The sequence below is a fragment of the Bifidobacterium sp. W8103 genome (assembly GCF_016100775.1).
Classification (GTDB): domain Bacteria; phylum Actinomycetota; class Actinomycetes; order Actinomycetales; family Bifidobacteriaceae; genus Bombiscardovia; species Bombiscardovia choladohabitans.
In genome coordinates this window covers 176693-195108 of the sequence record NZ_JACFRV010000002.1, presented here as the reverse complement: position 1 = coordinate 195108, position 18416 = coordinate 176693, and the positions used below count along the sequence as shown (strand labels likewise).

Below are 18416 nucleotides of genomic sequence, written 5' to 3'. Positions count from 1 at the left end.
GTTCGACGTTTTCGCGGTTTTCGCACGCATAGCAGTCATACGAGGCGCCAGAAAGGCCTTACTCGAGCAATCATGTACGAAGGAACCCTGGAATGCAGCTGACCGATACCCTACTGACCATCGCCTGTGTCTTGATAGGATTGGTATGGGGGCTGATATGCGGACTTCTACCGAAGAAAAACGACCGACTGACCGATTCGCAGCAACGCTGGACACCGGTCCTACCCCTGGTCGGTGTCGGCCTGGTGGTGATGCTCATTCTGCTGGGGCATGACCTGGCCTCCTGGATAACCATCGGAGGGATGATCCTTGGGCTGTTGATTGGCATGATACCGCCGCTGCACAAAGCCGCGCTCAAAGCTCTGCCATGGCTGAGACCCCGCAATGACGATTGAGGACGAAGCGCAACTGAAAGTTGAGAACCACGCTCGCTCGATCATCAATGCGGGGCACAATACACCGCTTTTATGCCGTCAACTCTTATCACTGGAGGACTCTGAGTTGGCTCCCACCTGCCGGAAGAGGTGACGGACGTTGTGCCAGATGCGCCGGGTGACACCTGAGTGGTTCATGGAGTAGAGGTGGATGCCGTCCACCCCGTGGGCCACCAGGTCGGCGATCTGCTGTGAGGCGTAGATGATGCCCGCCTCGCGCAGGCTGGCCCGGTCGTCGCCCCAGCGCTCCAGGATGGACTCGACAGCCGCCGGGATCCGCGCCTTGCAGACCTCGCTCATGTGCCGCACCTGGCCCTCGTTGGTAATGGGCATAATGCCGGCCTCGATGGGCACCTGGATGCCGGCTGCCCGGGCCCGGTCCAGGAAGTCCAGAAAATCGGCGTTGTCGTAGAAGAGCTGCGAAACAAGGTGGTCCACACCGGAATCCACCTTGATTTTCAGATTCTCAATGTCCTCCTCGGGCGAGGCGGCCTCCGGATGGGTCTCGGGATAACAGGCTCCGTATATCGACAGGTTGGGCCGACGCGACCGAATGTAGGCGGCAAGGTCGCTGGCATGGTCGAAGACCCCGGCGGGCTCACGGCCCTCCACGCTGTCACCGCGCAGGGCCAGCACCGCTGCCACCCCTGCGTCGTCGAACATGTCCAAAGCCTGATCGATCACCTCGCGGTCCGCGTACTGGGCAGTCAAGTGCGCCACGGCAGGGATGCCGTACTCGGTATGGATGGTCTTGGCTATGCGGGCCGTGGCTGTTCGGTCTGAGCGCCGGCCGGTCCCGTAGGTCACCGAGATGAAGTCGGGCATCAGCCCTTCCAGACCGTCTAAAGTGTCATAGATGGTGCCCACCGGGGCATCGCGCTTGGGGGGAAAGACCTCCAGGGAAAAGATAGGTTCATGCATGATCCGACTCCTGACTGGACGATAGTTCCGCGCGCACCTGATGCGCGGCGGCCACCATGTGCTCCAGGCTGGGCCAGGTCTCCTTGTCGCCTCGGGTCTTCAATCCGCAGTCGGGATTGATCCAGACCTTGGCCGCGTCCAGCTTCTTCAGGATGGCATGGATCCGGTCCACGATCTCCTCGGTGGAGGGGATGCGCGGCGAGTGGATGTCGTAGACTCCGGGGCCTGCCTCGGTCTCGAACTTGGCCTCCTGGATGGCATCCAGAACGGTCAGGTCGGAGCGGGAGGCTTCGAAGGAGATCACATCGGCGTCCATGGCATCAATGTCCTTGATGATGTCGTTGAACTCCGAGTAGCACATGTGGGTGTGAATTTGGGTAGTGGGTTTGACGCCGGAATGCACCAGCCGGAAGGCGGGGATGGCCCAGTCCAGGTATCGGCTGTGCCAGTCGGAGCGCCGCAGCGGCAGCTTCTCGCGCAGGGCGGCCTCGTCGATCTGGATGATACGGATGCCAGCGGCCTCCAGGTCCAGGACCTCGTCTCGGATGGCCAGGGCCAGCTGACGGGTCTGCTGCTTGTGATCGATGTCCTCGCGGGGCCAGGACCAGTTGAGAATGGTCACCGGACCGGTCAGCATCCCCTTGACCACATGGTTGGTGCGGGACTGGGCATAAGAGGACCAGCGCACCGTGATGGGCCGGGCGCGGGAGATGTCCCCCCAGACGATGGGAGGCTTGACGCAACGGGTGCCATAGGACTGGACCCAGGCATTCCGGGTGAAGAGGTAGCCCTTGAGGTTCTGGCCGAAGTACTCGACCATGTCGTTGCGCTCGAACTCGCCGTGGACCAGGACGTCCAGGCCGATCTGCTCCTGGTGATCGATGACCTGGTCGATCTTGCGGGCGATGAAGTCGTCGTAGTCCTCCTGGCTGATCTCCTTCTTACGCAGGCGGGCCCGCTCGGCGCGGACCTCGGCGGTCTGGGGGAAGGAGCCGATGGTGGTGGTGGGCAGCAGGGGCAGACCCAGCTCCTGGGCCTGGATCCTCTGACGTTCGGGCCGGGCCGGGGTACGTACAAAGTCCTCGTCCTTAAGACCGGCCAGGCGCTGTTGCACCTGGGGGTCGGGCTGGACGCGGCTGCCGTCGAAGAGCTTCTGGTTGTCAGCAAGGGCCTTGCTGGAGCGTCGTTGGTCTTCGTCGGCATCGGCCAGCTGGGCCAGGTCGTGCAGCTCGCCCAGCTTCTCCAGGGCGAAGGCGAAGTGGGGCCGCACGGTGTCGGCATCCAGCCCGTCCTCGTCGGCCACGGTGTAGGGCACGTGCAGGAGGGAACATGCGGTGGACACCACCACGTTCGGGGTCACCTGATGCAGGGCATCCAGGAGGCCCAGGCTGACTGCATAGTCATTGCGCCAGATGTTGCGGCCGTTGACCAGGCCGGCGAAGATGGTGGTTCCCTCGGGCACGCCGTGCTCCTTGAGGGCGGCCAGATTCTCATCCCTGCCCTCGACCAGATCCAGGCCGATGCCGTCGAAGCCCAGGTCAGCCAGCCGGGCATAGCAGTCGCCCAGATGGCCGAAGTAGGTGTTGAGCAGGACACAGACCTTGCCTTTGTCGCTCTGGCGGGCCTTGAGGATGGGCTGGTAAAGGGTTTCGAAGAGGTCCTGGTCGCCCGGTTCCTTGTCCAGGACCAGGTAGGGCTCGTCCAGCTGTACCCAGTCGGCGCCCAGGCCGATGAACCGCTCCAGGACGGTCGCGTAGGCCTTGGCCAGATCCTGGACCAGTGCCGGGTCAGGATCCAGCAGCTCACCCTGGGGACCGCGCGCCAGCTTGAGGAAGGTGTATGGGCCGATCAGCACCGGCTTGGCGGCGATGCCCTGCTCGCGCGCCTCCTGGTACTCCTTGAATGGTTTGTCGCCTTCCAGGGTGATTTTGGTGTCCTGGTCGATCTCGGGAACCAGGTAGTGGTAATTGGTGGTGAACCACTTCTTCATGGGCAGGGCGGTCACGTCACCCTGCTCCCCCTGGTAACCACGGCCCATGGCGAAGAGGGTGTCCTCGGGGCCCAGGCCCAGCTTCCGATAGCGCTCGGGCACGACGCCCAGGAGGATGGAGGTATCCAGGACCTGGTCGTAGTAGCTGAAATCGTTGACGGGAATCAGGTCGACGCCGGCCTCCTGCTGAAGCTGCCAGTGCCTGGCCCGCAGGTCGGCGGCCGTGCGCCGGACCTCGTCCAGATTCCGTTCGCCCTTCCAGTAGCCCTCGATGGCCCTTTTGAGTTCGCGGTGCGCGCCGATGCGCGGGAATCCGGACACGGATGTAATCGCTGCCATGAAACCTCCCAGTTTCGTCCTGATGTCTTTGGTCAGCCTATCAGCGGCGGGGGGAGGCGGGTAATTGGTGCAAATAAGGTGTCGCCATAACCTGAATCGATAACGGCAGGACGGCAAGCGGGGGGCTGAAGCCCGTCAAGACTGCCTGCAACGGTGGCCTTGAGCTTGTTCCGCCGGTCAGTCCTCCAGGTCCTGGGGGCCCAGAATGCCCAGCAAACGGGCCTGGTGGGTTCCCCAGTCGGTCAATGGCCGCTCGGAGCCCAGCAGGACCATGGTGGCCGGCGGCAGTCCAAGATTGAGCAGGTCCAGAAGGTCGGGGTCGGAGTTGTCCTCGGCCAGCCACTGTGAGCAGATAGACATGGTGGGCTCATGACCCAGGATCAGGACCCGGCGGTCACGGTCCTCGGTCTGTGCCAGCTGGTCGAAGACCGCCTGCATGCCGGATTCATAGAGGGATTCCCGGTAGTCGACCCGGGGCCCGTCCCCCAGGGGCTTGAGCATGCCGTCCAGGGTCTGACGGGCCCTGGGCGCACCCGAGCAGATGATGCGGTCGGGCACCAGGCCCAAAGCGGCCAATCCACGACCCATGATCCGGGCCTGCCGCTGGCCACGGTCGGTCAGCTGGCGGCTGCGATCGCCCTGTGAACCCTGGCGCTCGGTCTTGGCGTGACGCATGAGCATGAGGGTTCGGCTGCACCGCCGCAGATCCTCGGCCTTCAGACCCTTTCGCAAACCCATGCATGCTTCCTTTCCCGACGATATCATCAGTCGCCCTTCCATTATGGCAGAGCCCAGAGGATACGCCGGTCATGGGCGGTCAGTCTTCCTGATCCTTTCCACCCTGCAGGGTGCGCACCTGATGATCCAGGTCACGCAGCACCTTGCGCAGTTTGCGATCGGAGACCCGGCGCAGCTCCAGATCCTCCAGATCCACCATCTCGCGCTCATGACCCAAGCCGTTGCTCTTGGCAGGCGGCCGGCCCTGATCCACGTCAGTCCGGTAGTCCTTGGTGGCCCGGACATGCTTGCGCAGAGCCTCCTGGCCGGGAGCCATGGCCCTGCTGGTCAAGAGGAAGCCGGTGTGCCCGATCATCTCGTGCTCGGGTCGCACCGCCAGGCCGTCTGCTTTCCAGGAGCGCTCCAGGCTCTCCATGATTTCGGGCTCGGTCCATCGACCGTCTGCGCGCAGGGTCTCGGCCAGTCGGCTGAGCTGGGTGGTGGTGGTCACGTAGGCGGTCAGCACGCCGCCGGGGGCCATGACCCGGTAGGCCTGCTGCAGGCGGTTCCAGGGGTCCAGCATGTCCAGAACGATACGGTCGAATTCGTCCTCGGGCAGGTCGGCCGCAAGAGTGTCGAAGTCGCCGGTACGCAGGTCCCACTGGGCAGGGCGGTGCCCAAAGAATACGGTGGCGTTGCCCATGGCCACCCGGGCGAATTCCTCCCGTCGCTCAATGCTGGTCAGCTTCCCTTCCGGACCGATGGCATCCAGCAGGCCCAGGCTCATGGCCCCTGAGCCGGCTCCCGACTCCAAGACCCTCATGCCGGGACGGATGTCGCCCAGAAGGATGACCCTGGCCACATCCTTGGGGTACATGATCTGGGCGCCGCGCGGCATGGAGAGAATGTAGTCCTCCAGCCGGGGGCGCATGACGGTGAAGGCCCATCCGCCGATGCCCCGCGAGGACTTCCAGGGTTTGGCCCTGTCAGGTGCCTCTGTGTCGGTATCGGCATCCTGCTTGTGGCGCATCTGCCGCCACTTGTCGGCCGAGATGGTCACCACCACGGATCCCTCGGGCAGGCCAATCATGGCCTCGTGCGGCAGGAGGCCATGGTCGGTCTGGGTCAGGCCGCCAGGTTCCAGCATGACCGTCAGCCTGCGGCCACGACGGTCGGTCAGCTGGACCCGTTCCCCTACGCTCAGCGGTCCACGCCTTAGGCTCATGCCTCCTCAGTCCTCCTCTCCCTTGGTGAACTGGGAGTTGTAGAGGGAGGCATAGGCGCCGCCGCGCTCCAACAGCTGGTCGTGGGTTCCCTGCTCGACCACCGAGCCGTGGTTGACCACCAGGATCAGGTCGGCGTCGCGGATGGTGGACAGCCTATGTGCGATGACGAAGGAGGTCCTGCCTTTGCGCAGGGTGTTCATGGCCTGCTGGACCAGCAGCTCGGTCCTGGTGTCCACCGAGGATGTGGCCTCGTCCAGGATCAGGATGTCCGGGTCGGACAGGAAGGCCCGGCAGATGGTCATCAGCTGGCGTTCACCCTGGCTGAGTTCGCTGCTGTCCTCGTTGAGGACGGTGTCGTAGCCCTGGGGCAGCTTGCGGATGAACTCGTCCACGTGGGTGGCCTTGGCGCCATTGATCATGGTCTGCTCGGGGATGGTCTGCCCCTCGTCCAGCCCGTAGAGCAGGTTGTCGCGGACGGTCCCGTCGAAGAGCCAGGTGTCCTGCAGAACCATGCCGAAGTGGCTGCGCAGGTCGTGACGGGTCACCCTGGAGGTATCCACGCCGTCGATGGTGATGTGTCCGCCCTGGATCTCGTAGAAGCGCATGAGCAGGTTGACCAGGGTGGTCTTGCCCGCCCCGGTGGGTCCCACGATGGCGATGGTCTGCCCGGGCTTGGCCTCGATGGACAGGTCCTTGATCAGCGGCTCGGCCGGATTGTAGGAGAAGCGGACGTGGTCGAAGCGGACGTGGCCCTCGACCTTGCCTCCGGTCTCCTGGCCCAGATGGTCGGGATGCTCGATATCCGGCACCTCCTCGGCCTCGTCCAGGAAGTCGAAGACCCTGCGGCAGGAAGCCAGGGAGGACTGGAGCATGGTGCCCATGGAGGCCAGCTGGCCGATGGGCTGGGAGGCCTGACGGGTGTACTGGGTGAAGGCCTGCAGGCCGCCCAGGCTCATGCTGCCGTTGAGCACATGGACGCCGCCGACGATGACCACGATCACGAAGCTCAGGTTGCCGAAGAAGGTTGACATGGGCGTGACCAGCGCCGAGAAGAAGGAGGCCTTGAAGCTGGCCTGGTAGAGCTCCTGATTGCGCTCCTCGAACTCCTCCTCCGCCTCGCGCTGGTGACCGAAGGCCCGGACCACCATGTGGCCGGAGAACATCTCCTCCACGTGGCTGTTCACCTGGCCGGTGCGGATCCACTGCCTGGTGAACTGCGGCTGGGTCTTCTTGAGGATGACGCCCGCGCACAGGGCCATGACCGGGATGATGATGAAGGCGATCAGGGTCAGCAGGGGCGAGATGGTCAGCATCATGATGAAGGCGCCGATGATGGAGAAGACGGAGAAGAGCAGCTCGCCCAGGATCTGCTGCAGGGTGCCCGAGATGTTGTCGATGTCGTTGGTGGTCCGGCTCATGACCTCGCCGCGCGGGGTCCGGTCGAAGTATTGCAGGGGCAGCCGGTCCAGCTTGTCCTCGATCTGCCTGCGCATGGTGTAGACCGCATCGGAGACCAGCCGGGTCATCAGGAAGTTCTGCACCAGCCTGACCAGGATGGAGATCAGGTAGATGCCGATGACGAACATGAGGATGGTGCCGAAGCGCCCCCAGTCGATGCCCACGCCCACCTGGACGTTCATGGAGTCGATCATCCGGGCGAACTTGTCCTGGCCGCGGGACTGCAAATAGGTGACCACGGCCTGCTTGGGGGTGCCGGGCTTGGCGCCCATCTTGACCAGCATGGAACCCAGCAGCCCCTCGAAGAGGACATTGGTGGCCTCGCCCATGACCTTGGGGCCGATGACGATCATGGCCACGGCGGTCATCCCGGCGAGGACCATGACGATGACCCTCCAGGGACTGGCCAGCAGGTAATGGACCAGCCGGCCCACGGTGTGACGGCGGCCGCCCACGGCCTGCGAGCCTGTATTCGTGCTCAAGTCCTTGGCCATCTACTCGGCCCTCCCCTCGTCAATGCTGAGCTCTTCCACGTCGGGACCCTGCCCGCCCTGGGATTGGACGATCTCCTGATAGGTGGGGCAGTCCTCCATGAGCTGGTCGTGGGTGCCCCGGCCGACGATGCGGCCCCGGTCCAGGACCAGAATCTGATCGGCCTGGCGGATGGACGCCGCCCTCTGGGCCACGACGATCTGGGTGGCCTGGCGGGTGACCGGCACCAGGGCCGCATGCAGGGCGCGGTCGGTGGTCATGTCCAGTGCGGAGAAGGAGTCGTCGAAGGTGTAGATGCAGGGGTTGCGCAGGATGGCCCTGGCCATGCAGAGCCGCTGCTTCTGCCCGCCGGAGAAGTTGGTGCCACCCTCGGCCACGCGGGCATCCAGGCCCTCGGGAATCTCACGGACAAAGTCCTCGGCCTGGGCGATGCGCAGGGCCTGCCAGATGCGGTCGTCGTCAGCCTTGGGGTCCCCGTAGTGCATGTTGTCGCGGATGGTGCCGGTGAAGAGGGTGGCCTTCTGCGGGACCGGCCCGAAAATCAGAGCCAGCTGGTCGGGGTCGTACTCGCGCACGTCGTGGCCGTCCACCAGGACCTGACCGTCGGTGACGTCGAACATGCGGTTGGCCAGCCGGATGATGGTTGACTTGCCGGATCCCGTGGCCCCGATGATGGCCGTCGTGGTGCCCGGCCGGGCGGTGAAGGAAATGTCAGAAAGGACGGGATCCTGGGCACCCGGGTAGCTGAAGTCCACGTGCTTGAACTCCAGCAGTCCCTGGGGGTGCTCGTTGCGGTAGGGGTGCTCGGGAGCGGCGATCTCGCTGGTGGCCTCCAGGACCTCGTTGATCCTTCGGGCGGCCACAGCGGCCCTGGGCAGCATGACCGACATCATGGCGGCCATCATCAGGCCCGACAGGATGATCATCAGGTACTGGATGAAGGCCTGCAGGGCGCCGATCTGCATGGCTCCGGAGTCGATGCGGCGACCGCCGAACCACATGATGGCCACATTGGACATGTTCAGCAGGAACCACATGAGCGGGACCATCATGCTCATCAGCCTACCGGTGGAGATCAGGACACCGTAGACATCGCGGTTGGCCTTGTCGAAGCGGGCGGCCTCGGTTTTCTCGCGAACGAAAGCGCGGATGACCCTCACGCCGGAAATCTGTTCGCGGACCAGGCGGTTGACCGAGTCCAGCATGTTCTGCAGGCGGGTGAACAAGGGTCCCATCCTGCCCATGAGCACCAGGGCCACCAGAAGAATCAAGGGGACGATGACCGCCAGGGACCAGGTCAGGGGGCCGTCCTGGCGCAGGGCCAGAATCAGTCCGCCGATCAGCATGACCGGGGCCTGCAGGATGATCATCAGGGTCTGCATGGTGGTCATCTGCATCTGCTGGACGTCGTTGGTGGTGCGGGTGATCAGGGATCCGGCCGAGAAGCGCTCGATCTCGTTGAGGCTGAAGCCCTCCACCGAGGCGAAAAGGTCCCTGCGCAGCTCGTAGCCCATCCTCATGGCCAGCCGGGTGGCGCAGTAGACGGCGACCACGTTGGCCACAATCTGGATGGCGGTGATGCCCATCATCTGCCAGCCGATCCGATAGATGGCATCCTGGTCGCCTACGGCCACACCCTTGTCGATGATGTCCGCCTGCAGGTTGGGCAGGTAGAGGTTCAAGGCCGTCTGCGCCACCTGAAAGAGCACCAGAACGGCCACCTGGAGCCAGTAAGGCCGCAGGTAGCGAGTCCATATCTTGATCACGTCAACATCCTTCACGCATACAGGTCTGCCGCGGTCCCCGGGCAGACAAACCACCACAGTCTATACCTGCGTCTGGGCTGATGAATTTGCTATTCCTTGAGCTGATACGGGCGTGTCAGAACAGGTCCGCAGGCATTGGCGTTCAGACGGCGAAGGCACCCCAGCGGCCGTCGCGGTGGACCACGGTCAGGTCCAGGCCGAAGAGCTCGCTCAGTCGCGGACCGGTCAGTCCACCCTCCAAGGGTCCCTGATAGACGATGGTGCCCGGATCCGGGTCGCCGGTGTCTGCAGTGTCGGCAGGACGCCGGCCCATCATGGCTATCCGATTGAAGCCAAGGGGAATCTCTTCAAGCCGGTGGGTGACCAGGATGACCGTGCGGTCCTTGTCTTCACGGCCGATGTCGCTCAGGGCCCTGAGCACCAGCTCCCGACCGCCCAGGTCCAGCCCGGTGGTCGGCTCGTCCAGGATGAGCAAATCGGGATCGGCCATCAGCGCCCGGCAAATCAGCACCCGGCCACGCTCCCCCTCGGAGAGCCGGTACATACGCTTGCCCTTGAGGTAGGCGATGCCGAACCGGTCCATCAGGGCCAGGGTGGCCTCCTCCTGTTCGGCCGTGAAGGTCTCCCTCCAGCGGCCGGTGGTGTCACTGAAGGCGGTCAGCACCACGTCGTAGGGATCCTCCTGGGGACTGATGGTCTTGGCCAGGCCGGCCGAGGCCAGACCTATCCGATGCCGGTAGGAGAAGACATTCACCTTACCCAGCCGGTTGCCCAGAATCTCCACGCTGCCGGTGCTGGGGAAACCCCGGGTGCTCATCATGGCCACCAGGGTTGATTTGCCCACGCCATTGGGCCCGAAGAGCACCCACTTCTGCCCCTGGCCCACCTCAAGGTTGACATCGTCCAGTATGACCCGGCCCTGACGGCGGAATCCCACGTGCTGCATGAGCACGGCCTGCTTTTCTGCCACGCTTTCGCTCATGGTCACAGGGCCGTTCCGTAGGAGTCCAGACGGGGATTGTCCCGGTTGCCTCCCACCAGGAAGAGTCCCAGCACACCCAGGCAGAAGACCGCCGCGATGGCGATGGTGGCCCAGATGGGAACATGAGGCAGCCACATGCAGACCAGGAAGGCCAGGCCTGAGCAGATGATCAGGGCCCAGACCAGGATTCGCAGCCACTGACGCAGGCCGCTGGGAGCCTTCAACAGACGGGGGTTGCGGTCGTTGGGATCCACGGAGTCCTTCTGCACCAGGTCATCGGTGTGCCCGGTGGGCTTCCACTCGGCTCCCTGGCCAGCCTCCAGCCGACGGGAGCGCTCCTGCAAGGCCCGTTCGTCCATCACTCCGGCCCTGCCCTTGGCCGTCATCCTCCGGTCGTCACTGCCGCCACGGCGGCTCCGCTTGGCCTGCGCCCTACGTTCAGCGCGGTTGGTCATATCCCACTGCCTCCATCCCTTCGATCGGCACCATTCCTTTTCATATTAGCGTGGGTGCCGGTCGGCCGCTGGCAGGGTCATCGCGCGCTCATCGGCTCGAATGGGGGCGGGCAGTTCGGTGGCGCCTGTCAGATACCGATCCACGGCCGCAGCGCAGGAACGACCCTCGGCCAGGGCCCAGACCACCAGGGACTGGCCACGTCCGGCATCACCGCACACGAAGATGCCGTCGCGGTCAGTGGCGTAGTCGGCATCACGGGCCACATTGCCGCGAGGGTCCAGGCCTACGCCGGTCTGCCCGGTCAGGGTGGCCGTCTCCGGATGGGCGAAGCCAATGCTGATCAGCACCAGGTCGGCAGGCAGGACCCGCTCGGTTTCGGGATGGGGGACGATCCGGTCCTGATCGTCACGACTGACGTCCACCACGCGAACGCCGCGCACCCTGCCCTCATGGTCCTGGTCGAAGCCGGTGGGGGCGCTGGTCTGATCCAGGTTGATCCGGTCATCGGAACCGTCGCCCAGGTACTCCAGGCTGTCCACCGCGTACTCATAGCGGCCGCCTTCCTCCATGGAGGAGGTGGGATTGTAGAGCCGGGCGTATGTCGGCCAGGGTCGGTTATCGGGCCTGGAAGAGGGCTCCCGGGGCCGGATCTGCAGGACGGTGACCGACTTGGCGCCCTCTCGCAGGGCCGTGCCCAGGCAGTCCGACCCGGTGTCGCCGCCGCCGATGATGATGACGTCCTTGCAGGCTGCATCGATGTTGTTGATGGGCTCGCGGCCCATGAGTTTGCGGGTGGGGTCGGGCAGGAAGTCCATGGCGTAGTGGATGCCCTTGAGCTCCCGCCCGGGCAGGTCCACCCGTCGTGGCTCGGTGGAACCGATGGCCACCACCAGGGCGTCATAGCGGGCCCGCAGCTGATCCCAGCCCAGGTCTCGGCCAATTTCGACGCCAGTGCGGAATCGGGTCCCCTCGGCCTCCATCTGCTCCAGCCGGCGGTCCAGCAGCGACTTCTCCAGCTTGAATGCGGGGATACCGTAGCGCAGGAGCCCGCCTATGGCATCGGCGCGCTCGTAGACCACCACCGTGTGCCCGGCCCGGGTCAGCTGCTGGGCGCAGGCCAGCCCTGCGGGACCGGACCCGACCACAGCCACGGTCATGTCGGTCAGCCGCTGCGGTGGCCTGGGCTTGACCAAGCCCAGGGACCAGGCCTGGTCGATGATGGTCTGCTCGTCCAGCTTGATGGTGGTGGCCGGCTGATGGATGGAGAGCACGCAGGAGGACTCGCAGGGAGCCGGGCAGATCCGTCCGGTGAACTCCGGGAAGTTGTTGGTCAGGCTCAGCCGCTCGTAGGCCTCCTCCCAACGGCCCCGGGACAGCAGGTCGTTGAACTCGGGGATCAGGTTGCCCAGGGGGCAGCCGGTCATGCAGAAGGGGGTGCCGCAATCCATGCAGCGGGCGGCCTGCTCGGCGGTCCAGGGCCCGGGGCCAGTGGTCTGGTGCACGTCCCGCCAGTCCTTCAGGCGTTCAGCGACCGGGCGCTCGGCGAGCTCGTGCCGGGTGCGTACCTTGAGGAATCCCTTGGGGTCGACCATATCAGTGCGCTCCTTCCATGACCTGGGCGTAGGTGGCGTCCCAGACACCGGGCGCGTTGAAGTCCACATGCTCACGCTCGGCCTCTTCCATAGCCTTCTTCATGGCCAGATAACGACGGGGAACCAGATGGGTGAACCGGGCCAGCGCGCTCGGCCAGTCCTCCAGCAGGGCGGCGGCAGCCTTTGAGCCGGTCAGACGGACATGCTCCTCTATCAGTCCCTTGAGCATGGCAGCCTGGTCCTGGTCGGGCTCCAGGGCCAGCAGGGAGCCGTTATTCCAGGCTTCAGGATTGAGCCGGGAGGCATCCATGTCCAGCAGGTAGACGTCGCCTCCCGAGAAGCCGGCGCCGAAGTTGCGTCCTGTGGGTCCAAGCACCACGACCAGGCCGCCGGTCATATACTCGCAGCCGTGATCGCCCAGGCCCTCGACCACGAAGCGGCCGCCACCATTGCGCACGGCGAAGCGTTCCCCGGCCCGGCCTGCCACGAACATATCGCCCGAGGTGGCACCGAATCCTGCCACATTGCCGCAGATGACGGTCTGATGCGGATCGAAGCGGACACCCTGGGCGGCGTGGAGGACCAGACGACCACCGGACAGACCCTTGCCTGCATAGTCGTTGGCCTCGCCGATCACCCGGATGGTCTCGCCCCTGGGGATGAAGGCGCCCAGGGATTGACCGGCAGAACCTGTCAGCGTGATGTCCACGGTGTTCGCAGGCAGGCCGGCCGCACCGTATTCGCGGGTGATCCTGTAGCCCAGCATGGTGCCCACGCTCCGGTTGACATTGCGCACGGTTGTTTTGATGGCCACCGGCCGACCCTCGTCCAGGGCGTCGACAGCCTGGTGGATCAGGTCCACATCCAGGGACTTGTCCAGTTCGTGATCCTGGGCCTGGGTGTGGTGCAGCACAGTGCCCGGGGTCGGGCCCGGCTTGCGCAGGATGGCATCCAGGTCGATGCCCTGGCTCTTCCAGGTGCGCACGGATGGGTCCCGGCGCAGACACTCCACGTGGCCGACCGCCTCCTCCAGGCTGGCGAAGCCCAGGGAGGCCAGGATCTCCCGCACCTGGCGTGCCATGAACATGAAGAAGTTGATCAGATCCTCGGGCCGGCCGGTGAAGCGCGATCGCAGCTCCGGATCCTGGGTGGCTATGCCCTGGGGACAGGTGTTCTTGTGGCAGGCACGCATCATGACACAGCCCTCCACCTGCAGCGCCGTGGTGGCGAAGCCGAACTCCTCGGCCCCCAATAAGGCCGCTACGACCACGTCGCGGCCGGTCTTGAGCTCCCCGTCGCACTGGACCACGATCCGCGAGCGCAGGTCGTTCATGACCAGGGTCTGCTGGGTCTCGGCCAGGCCCAGCTCCCAGGGGGTGCCCGCGTGCTTGATGGCGTTGAGCGGGGCCGCCCCCGTACCGCCGTCCTGGCCGGAGATGAGGACCACGTCGGCATGACACTTGGCCACTCCTGCGGCCACCGTTCCCACCCCGTGCTCGGAGACCAGCTTGACGTGGATGCGGGCCCGGGGGTTGGCCATCTTAAGGTCGTGGATGAGCTGCTTCAAGTCCTCGATGGAGTAGATGTCGTGGTGGGGCGGAGGCGAGATGAGCTCGACCCCGGGTGTGGAACGCCTGACCTGGGCGATCCAGGGCGGAACCTTGGCGCCGGGGAGGTGGCCGCCCTCCCCTGGTTTGGCCCCCTGGGCCAGCTTGATCTGCAGGTCGGTGGCCGAGACCAGGTAGTCGCTGGTCACCCCGAACCGTGCCGAGGCCACCTGCTTGATGCGGCTGGTCCGGGCCGGGTCTGCAATCCGGTCCGGGGATTCACCGCCCTCACCCGAGTTGGACCTGGCCCCCAGCCGATTCATGGCCAGGGCCATGGTCTCATGGGCCTCCTGGGAGATGGACCCGTAGCTCATGGCGCCGGTGGAGAAGCGGGTGACGATGGACTCGGCGGGCTCAACCTGATCCAGCGGTATGGGTGCCCTGTCGGAGTGCAGCTCCATGAGGCCGCGCAGGGTCATACCGCGCTTGGCCGCCGCGTTCACATGGTCGGTGTAGGCCCTGAAGAGTCCATAATCCCCGCGCTTGGTGGACTGCTGGAGCAGGAAGATGGACTCCGGGTCGTTCAGGTGGTCCTCTCCGGTGCGACGCCAGTGGTAGTTGCCGCCTGTCTCCAGGTCATGTCCGGATCCAGCGGTCCACTCGATGGGGTAGGCCACCCGATGGCGCTGGGCCACCTCGGCGGCGATCTCATCCAGGCCTATGCCGCCCACCAGGGAGGTGGTGCCGGTGAACCAGCGGTCGATGACCTCCTGGCTCAGCCCGACCGCCTCGAAGAGCTGGGATCCCCGGTAGGACATGATGGTGCTCACACCCATCTTGCTCATGATTTTCAGCACCCCGGTGCTCAGGGCCCGGACCAGGTTGGCGGAGGCCTTTTTGGCGTCCACATGAAGGTCGCCGCTGTTTGCCAGGTTCTCCACGGACTCCAGGGCCAGGTAGGGGTTGACGCAGGCGGCTCCGTAGGCAATCAGCAGCGCCACATGGTGGACCTCGCGCACGTCGCCGGCCTCCACAGCCAGGGAGACCTGGGTGCGGGTGTGTTGGCGGAGCAGGTGGTGCTGGACGGCCCCGGTCAGCAGCAGGGAGGGTATGGGTCCCCAGATGTGGTTGGAGTCCCGGTCGGACAGGACGAGTACATTGCAACCCTCTTCAATGGCCTGATCCACCTCCCCTTCGATGGCCTCCAGACGCTCCTCAAGGGCCTTGCCGCCCCCGGCCACCTGGTAGAGGCCGCGGATCAGACGGGGGCGGAAGCGGCCTTCCAGGACCGGTGCCCGGTCCAGGCGCTTGATCTGGGCCATCTGCACGGAATCCACCACAGGCAGGTCGATGTGGATCTTCCAGGCGTGCTCGGGGGTGTCCTCCAGAAGGTTGGGCTCGGGGCCGATGGCCGAGGCGATGCTGGTCACCAGCTCCTCACGCTCCCAGTCCAGGGGCGGGTTGGTGACCTGGGCGAACTTCTGGGTGAAGTAGTCGAAGAGCATGCGCGACCGGCGTGAGAGTACGGCGATGGGTGCGTCATTGCCCATGGATCCGATGGGCTCGCCGCCGGTTTCGGCCATGGGCCCCAGCAGCATGGTCAGATCCTCCCGGGTGTAGCCGAAGGCCTGCTGTCTGCGGTGGACCGAGATACGCGAGTAATTGACGTGTTCACGCTCGGGCAGGTCGTCCAGGCGGATGGTCCGTTCGGCAATCCACTTCCTGTAGGGGTGCAGCCCGGCCAGCTGGCGTTTGATTTCGCTGTCGGGCACGATCCGGCCCTCTTCGGTATCGGCCAGGAACATGCGTCCCGGCTCCAGCCTGCCCTTGGCGACAATGGATTCCTGGGGCGTATCCTCCAGGACGCCGGCCTCCGAGGCCAGGACCAGGTGGCCGTCCTCGGTCAGCTGCCAGCGACCCGGGCGCAGGCCGTTGCGGTCCAGCTGGGCGCCCACCAGGGTCCCGTCGGTGAAGACGATGGCCGCCGGGCCGTCCCAGGGCTCGATCAGGGCGTCGTTGTACTGGTAGAAGGCCTTCAGGTCCGGGTCCATGTCCGGATCCTGCTGCCAGGCCGGAGGCATCATCATGGAGACGGCGTGGGGCAGGGACCGCCCGGCCAGGTGGAGCAGCTCAAGGGTCTCGTCGAAGGTGCCCGAGTCCGAGGCTCCGGGGGTGTTGACCGGCAGCAGCGGGGCCATGTCGCCCAGCAGCTCCGAACTCAGCTTTCCCTCGCGGGCCGACATCCAGTTGCGGTTGCCCTGGATGGTGTTGATCTCCCCGTTGTGGGCGATCATCCGGAAGGGCTGGGCCAGAGGCCAGGAGGGGAAGGTGTTGGTGGAGAAGCGGGAGTGGACGATGGCCAGGCGGGCCTTCATGGCCGGATCGCTCAGGTCGGGGAAGAAGCCCTGCAGCTGCTTGGTGGTCAGCATGCCCTTGTAGGTGACGGTCCTGCAGGACAGGGAGGCGAAGTAGACGCCCAGCTCGTGCTCGGCCCGCTTGCGGACCCGGTAGCCCAGCCGCTCGAGGTCCAGTCCCCCTCGGCCTTGAGGCCCGGCGTCGCACATGATGGGCATGAGGAAGCGGGGCATGGAGGCCAAGGCCTGCAGACCCAGTCCGTCAGGATTGGTGGGCACCGCCCGCCAGGCCAGAACGCGCAACCCCTCCTGGCCCGCAATCGAGGCGATGGCCTCCTCTTGGCTGGCAGCCTGTGCCGGATCCCTGTCAAGGAAGGCCATACCCGCCAGATAATGGCCGGCTTCAGGCAGATCCCGGTAGACACGGGTGCGCATGAACTCGTCAGGCATGGAGAGCATGATGCCGGCACCATCGCCGGTGTTGGGCTCGGCACCCACGGCTCCTCTGTGGTCCAGGTTGACCAGGACGCGGATGCCCTGCTCGACGATCAGTCTTTCATCCCGTCGGTTGAGGGTGGCCACCATGCCGAAACCGCAGGCATCGTGTTCCGTATCAGGGTCATAGAGCCCTTGCGGGCCGTGAACGTGCAGATCGAGAGGGGCCGTGAATGACACCGCAATCACCTCATTCGTGGACGCGGGCGGGGCCGGCATGCTCCACCCTTGAAGAGCCTGGTCATTGGTGACTCAACAGGATAATGCATCCACAGGTGACATCCGTGTAACGTTCCGCGGTGTCTAACGAATTCCTACCGCCTCCAGGACCTGATCGATGACCAGATCGTTGAGCAGGCGGCCCCGACGGGTCACCTGGATTCTGTCACGCACGGGCAGTAGGAGGCCCTGGTCGACCAGATCCTCAAGGATCTTCGGGTCGGCCGGACGGCCCGCCTGTCTGGTCAGCCGGTCCAGCCCCAAGCCTTCGGGCAGTCGCAGGGCCAGCATGACCGTCTCCTCCAGGTCCTGCCTGAAGCCCAGAAGCTCGGCATCCTGCCAGGGCACGTGTCCGGCATCCATGGCGGCGGCCCAGTCCCTGGGGTGGGCGATGTCCCAGGAGCGAATGGCCCGGGCGCGCCGCTCCCCCGGACCGGGCTCCGGCGAAAGCCACCAGTGTGCCCCGGAATCGGCCTCCTGCGCTGCCGCTGTTCCTGTGGCCCTGAACCCGGGCGAGACGGAGCGAACGGGCTCCTGCTCCCGGGCTTCTTCCACTGGTGCCATGCCCGTATCCTGGCCTTCCACAGCACGATAGTGGGAGTGGGCGCCGGGCCCGATGCCGGCCCAGTCCACGTTGTGCCAGTAGCCCAGGTTGTGACGGCTCTCCTGGCCGGGGCGGGCCCAGTTGGAGATCTCGTACCAGTTGAGGCCTGCCTGGGAGAGCATGTCGTCGGCCATCTCGTACTTGGCCGCCTCGTCATCGTCATCGGGGCCGGGCAGCTGGCCCCGGCGCACGGCTCGGCCCATCTTGGTGGTCGGTTCCAGGGTCAGGGCATAGGCGGAGACATGGTCCACGCCCAGGTCCAGGGCCGCCTGCAGGCTGGTCCGCCAATCCTCGAGCCGCTCCCCCGGCGTTCCGTAGATCAGGTCCACACTGGCCCTGAGCCCCAAATCCTGGGCGGCGGCCACATCAGTGGTCACATTGGCCGGAGTGTGGGTGCGGTCCAGGGTGGCCAGGACGCTGGGCACCGCCGACTGCATGCCGAAGGACACCCGATTGATGCCGCCCTTGAGCAGCTGCTCCAGGTAGGCCCGATCCACGGTGTCGGGGTTGGCCTCGGTGGTGACCTCGGCCCCAGGGGACAGACCCCAGAGGTCGGCCACGGCCTCGACCATGCGTACCAGATCCTGGGCAGGCAGAATGGTCGGCGTGCCACCACCGAAGAAGATGGTGGACACGGGCGGCTCTATCAGACCTCGGGAAGTTTGCCAGTCGCGGACCATGCGCATCTCCTGGATGGCCAGGTCGGCGTAATGCTCCCGGCTGGCGCCCCCGCCCAGGTCGCGGGCCGTGTAGGTGTTGAAGTCGCAGTAACCGCAACGGCGCATGCAGAAAGGCACATGGATGTAGACCTGGTAGGATCCCAC

Annotated in this window: 12 protein-coding genes; 1 reads left to right on the top strand and 11 read right to left on the bottom strand. The window is 65.3% G+C overall.

Translation table 11 applies throughout. The annotated features are described in order from the left end of the window. Nucleotides 1–92 precede the first annotated feature (92 nt). Nucleotides 93–395, top strand: coding sequence for a hypothetical protein (locus H3U90_RS07570; protein ID WP_198177759.1), 303 nt, complete (start codon nucleotides 93–95; stop codon nucleotides 393–395). Nucleotides 396–473: 78 nt separating this feature from the next. Here the strand turns inward: H3U90_RS07570 and metF are convergent, their stop codons facing one another. The 11 genes from metF to hemW all read right to left on the bottom strand — a co-directional run bounded on the left by metF (nucleotide 474) and on the right by hemW (nucleotide 18416). Next, nucleotides 474–1355, bottom strand: coding sequence for a methylenetetrahydrofolate reductase [NAD(P)H] (gene metF / locus H3U90_RS07565; RefSeq protein ID WP_198177758.1), 882 nt, complete (start codon nucleotides 1353–1355; stop codon nucleotides 474–476). Further along, complete coding sequence (metE, locus tag H3U90_RS07560) at nucleotides 1348–3684, bottom strand: 5-methyltetrahydropteroyltriglutamate--homocysteine S-methyltransferase (RefSeq protein ID WP_198177757.1); 2337 nt, start codon at nucleotides 3682–3684, stop codon at nucleotides 1348–1350. Before metE ends, metF begins: the two co-directional genes overlap by 8 nt. 177 nt (nucleotides 3685–3861) lie before the next feature. After that, the gene (locus H3U90_RS07555) at nucleotides 3862–4422 is read right to left on the bottom strand and encodes a SixA phosphatase family protein (RefSeq protein ID WP_144085607.1); all 561 of its coding nucleotides are present in this window, start codon (nucleotides 4420–4422) and stop codon (nucleotides 3862–3864) included. Nucleotides 4423–4501: 79 nt separating this feature from the next. Further along, complete coding sequence (locus tag H3U90_RS07550) at nucleotides 4502–5626, bottom strand: tRNA (adenine-N1)-methyltransferase (RefSeq protein ID WP_198177756.1); 1125 nt, start codon at nucleotides 5624–5626, stop codon at nucleotides 4502–4504. Between the two features lie 6 nt (nucleotides 5627–5632). Continuing rightward, nucleotides 5633–7579 carry an ABC transporter ATP-binding protein gene (locus tag H3U90_RS07545; protein WP_198177755.1) on the bottom strand — a complete coding sequence of 649 codons (1947 nt, stop codon included), beginning with the start codon at nucleotides 7577–7579 and terminating at the stop codon, nucleotides 5633–5635. Then, nucleotides 7580–9358, bottom strand: coding sequence for an ABC transporter ATP-binding protein (locus H3U90_RS07540; protein WP_332461082.1), 1779 nt, complete (start codon nucleotides 9356–9358; stop codon nucleotides 7580–7582). It lies immediately after the preceding gene. A gap of 127 nt (nucleotides 9359–9485) precedes the next feature. Then, a complete protein-coding gene (locus H3U90_RS07535; protein ID WP_198177754.1) occupies nucleotides 9486–10325 on the bottom strand; it encodes an ABC transporter ATP-binding protein in 840 nt (279 codons plus the stop codon). A 2-nt stretch (nucleotides 10326–10327) separates the two neighbouring features. After that, nucleotides 10328–10780: a tripartite tricarboxylate transporter TctB family protein gene (locus H3U90_RS07530; RefSeq protein ID WP_198177753.1), complete on the bottom strand. Its 453-nt coding sequence runs from the start codon at nucleotides 10778–10780 to the stop codon at nucleotides 10328–10330. A 45-nt stretch (nucleotides 10781–10825) separates the two neighbouring features. After that, nucleotides 10826–12373 carry a glutamate synthase subunit beta gene (locus tag H3U90_RS07525; RefSeq protein WP_198177752.1) on the bottom strand — a complete coding sequence of 516 codons (1548 nt, stop codon included), beginning with the start codon at nucleotides 12371–12373 and terminating at the stop codon, nucleotides 10826–10828. Nucleotide 12374: 1 nt separating this feature from the next. Further along, a complete protein-coding gene (gene gltB / locus H3U90_RS07520) occupies nucleotides 12375–16949 on the bottom strand; it encodes a glutamate synthase large subunit (protein WP_198177751.1) in 4575 nt (1524 codons plus the stop codon). Nucleotides 16950–17072: 123 nt separating this feature from the next. After that, nucleotides 17073–18416: a radical SAM family heme chaperone HemW gene (hemW, locus tag H3U90_RS07515; protein WP_198177750.1), complete on the bottom strand. Its 1344-nt coding sequence runs from the start codon at nucleotides 18414–18416 to the stop codon at nucleotides 17073–17075.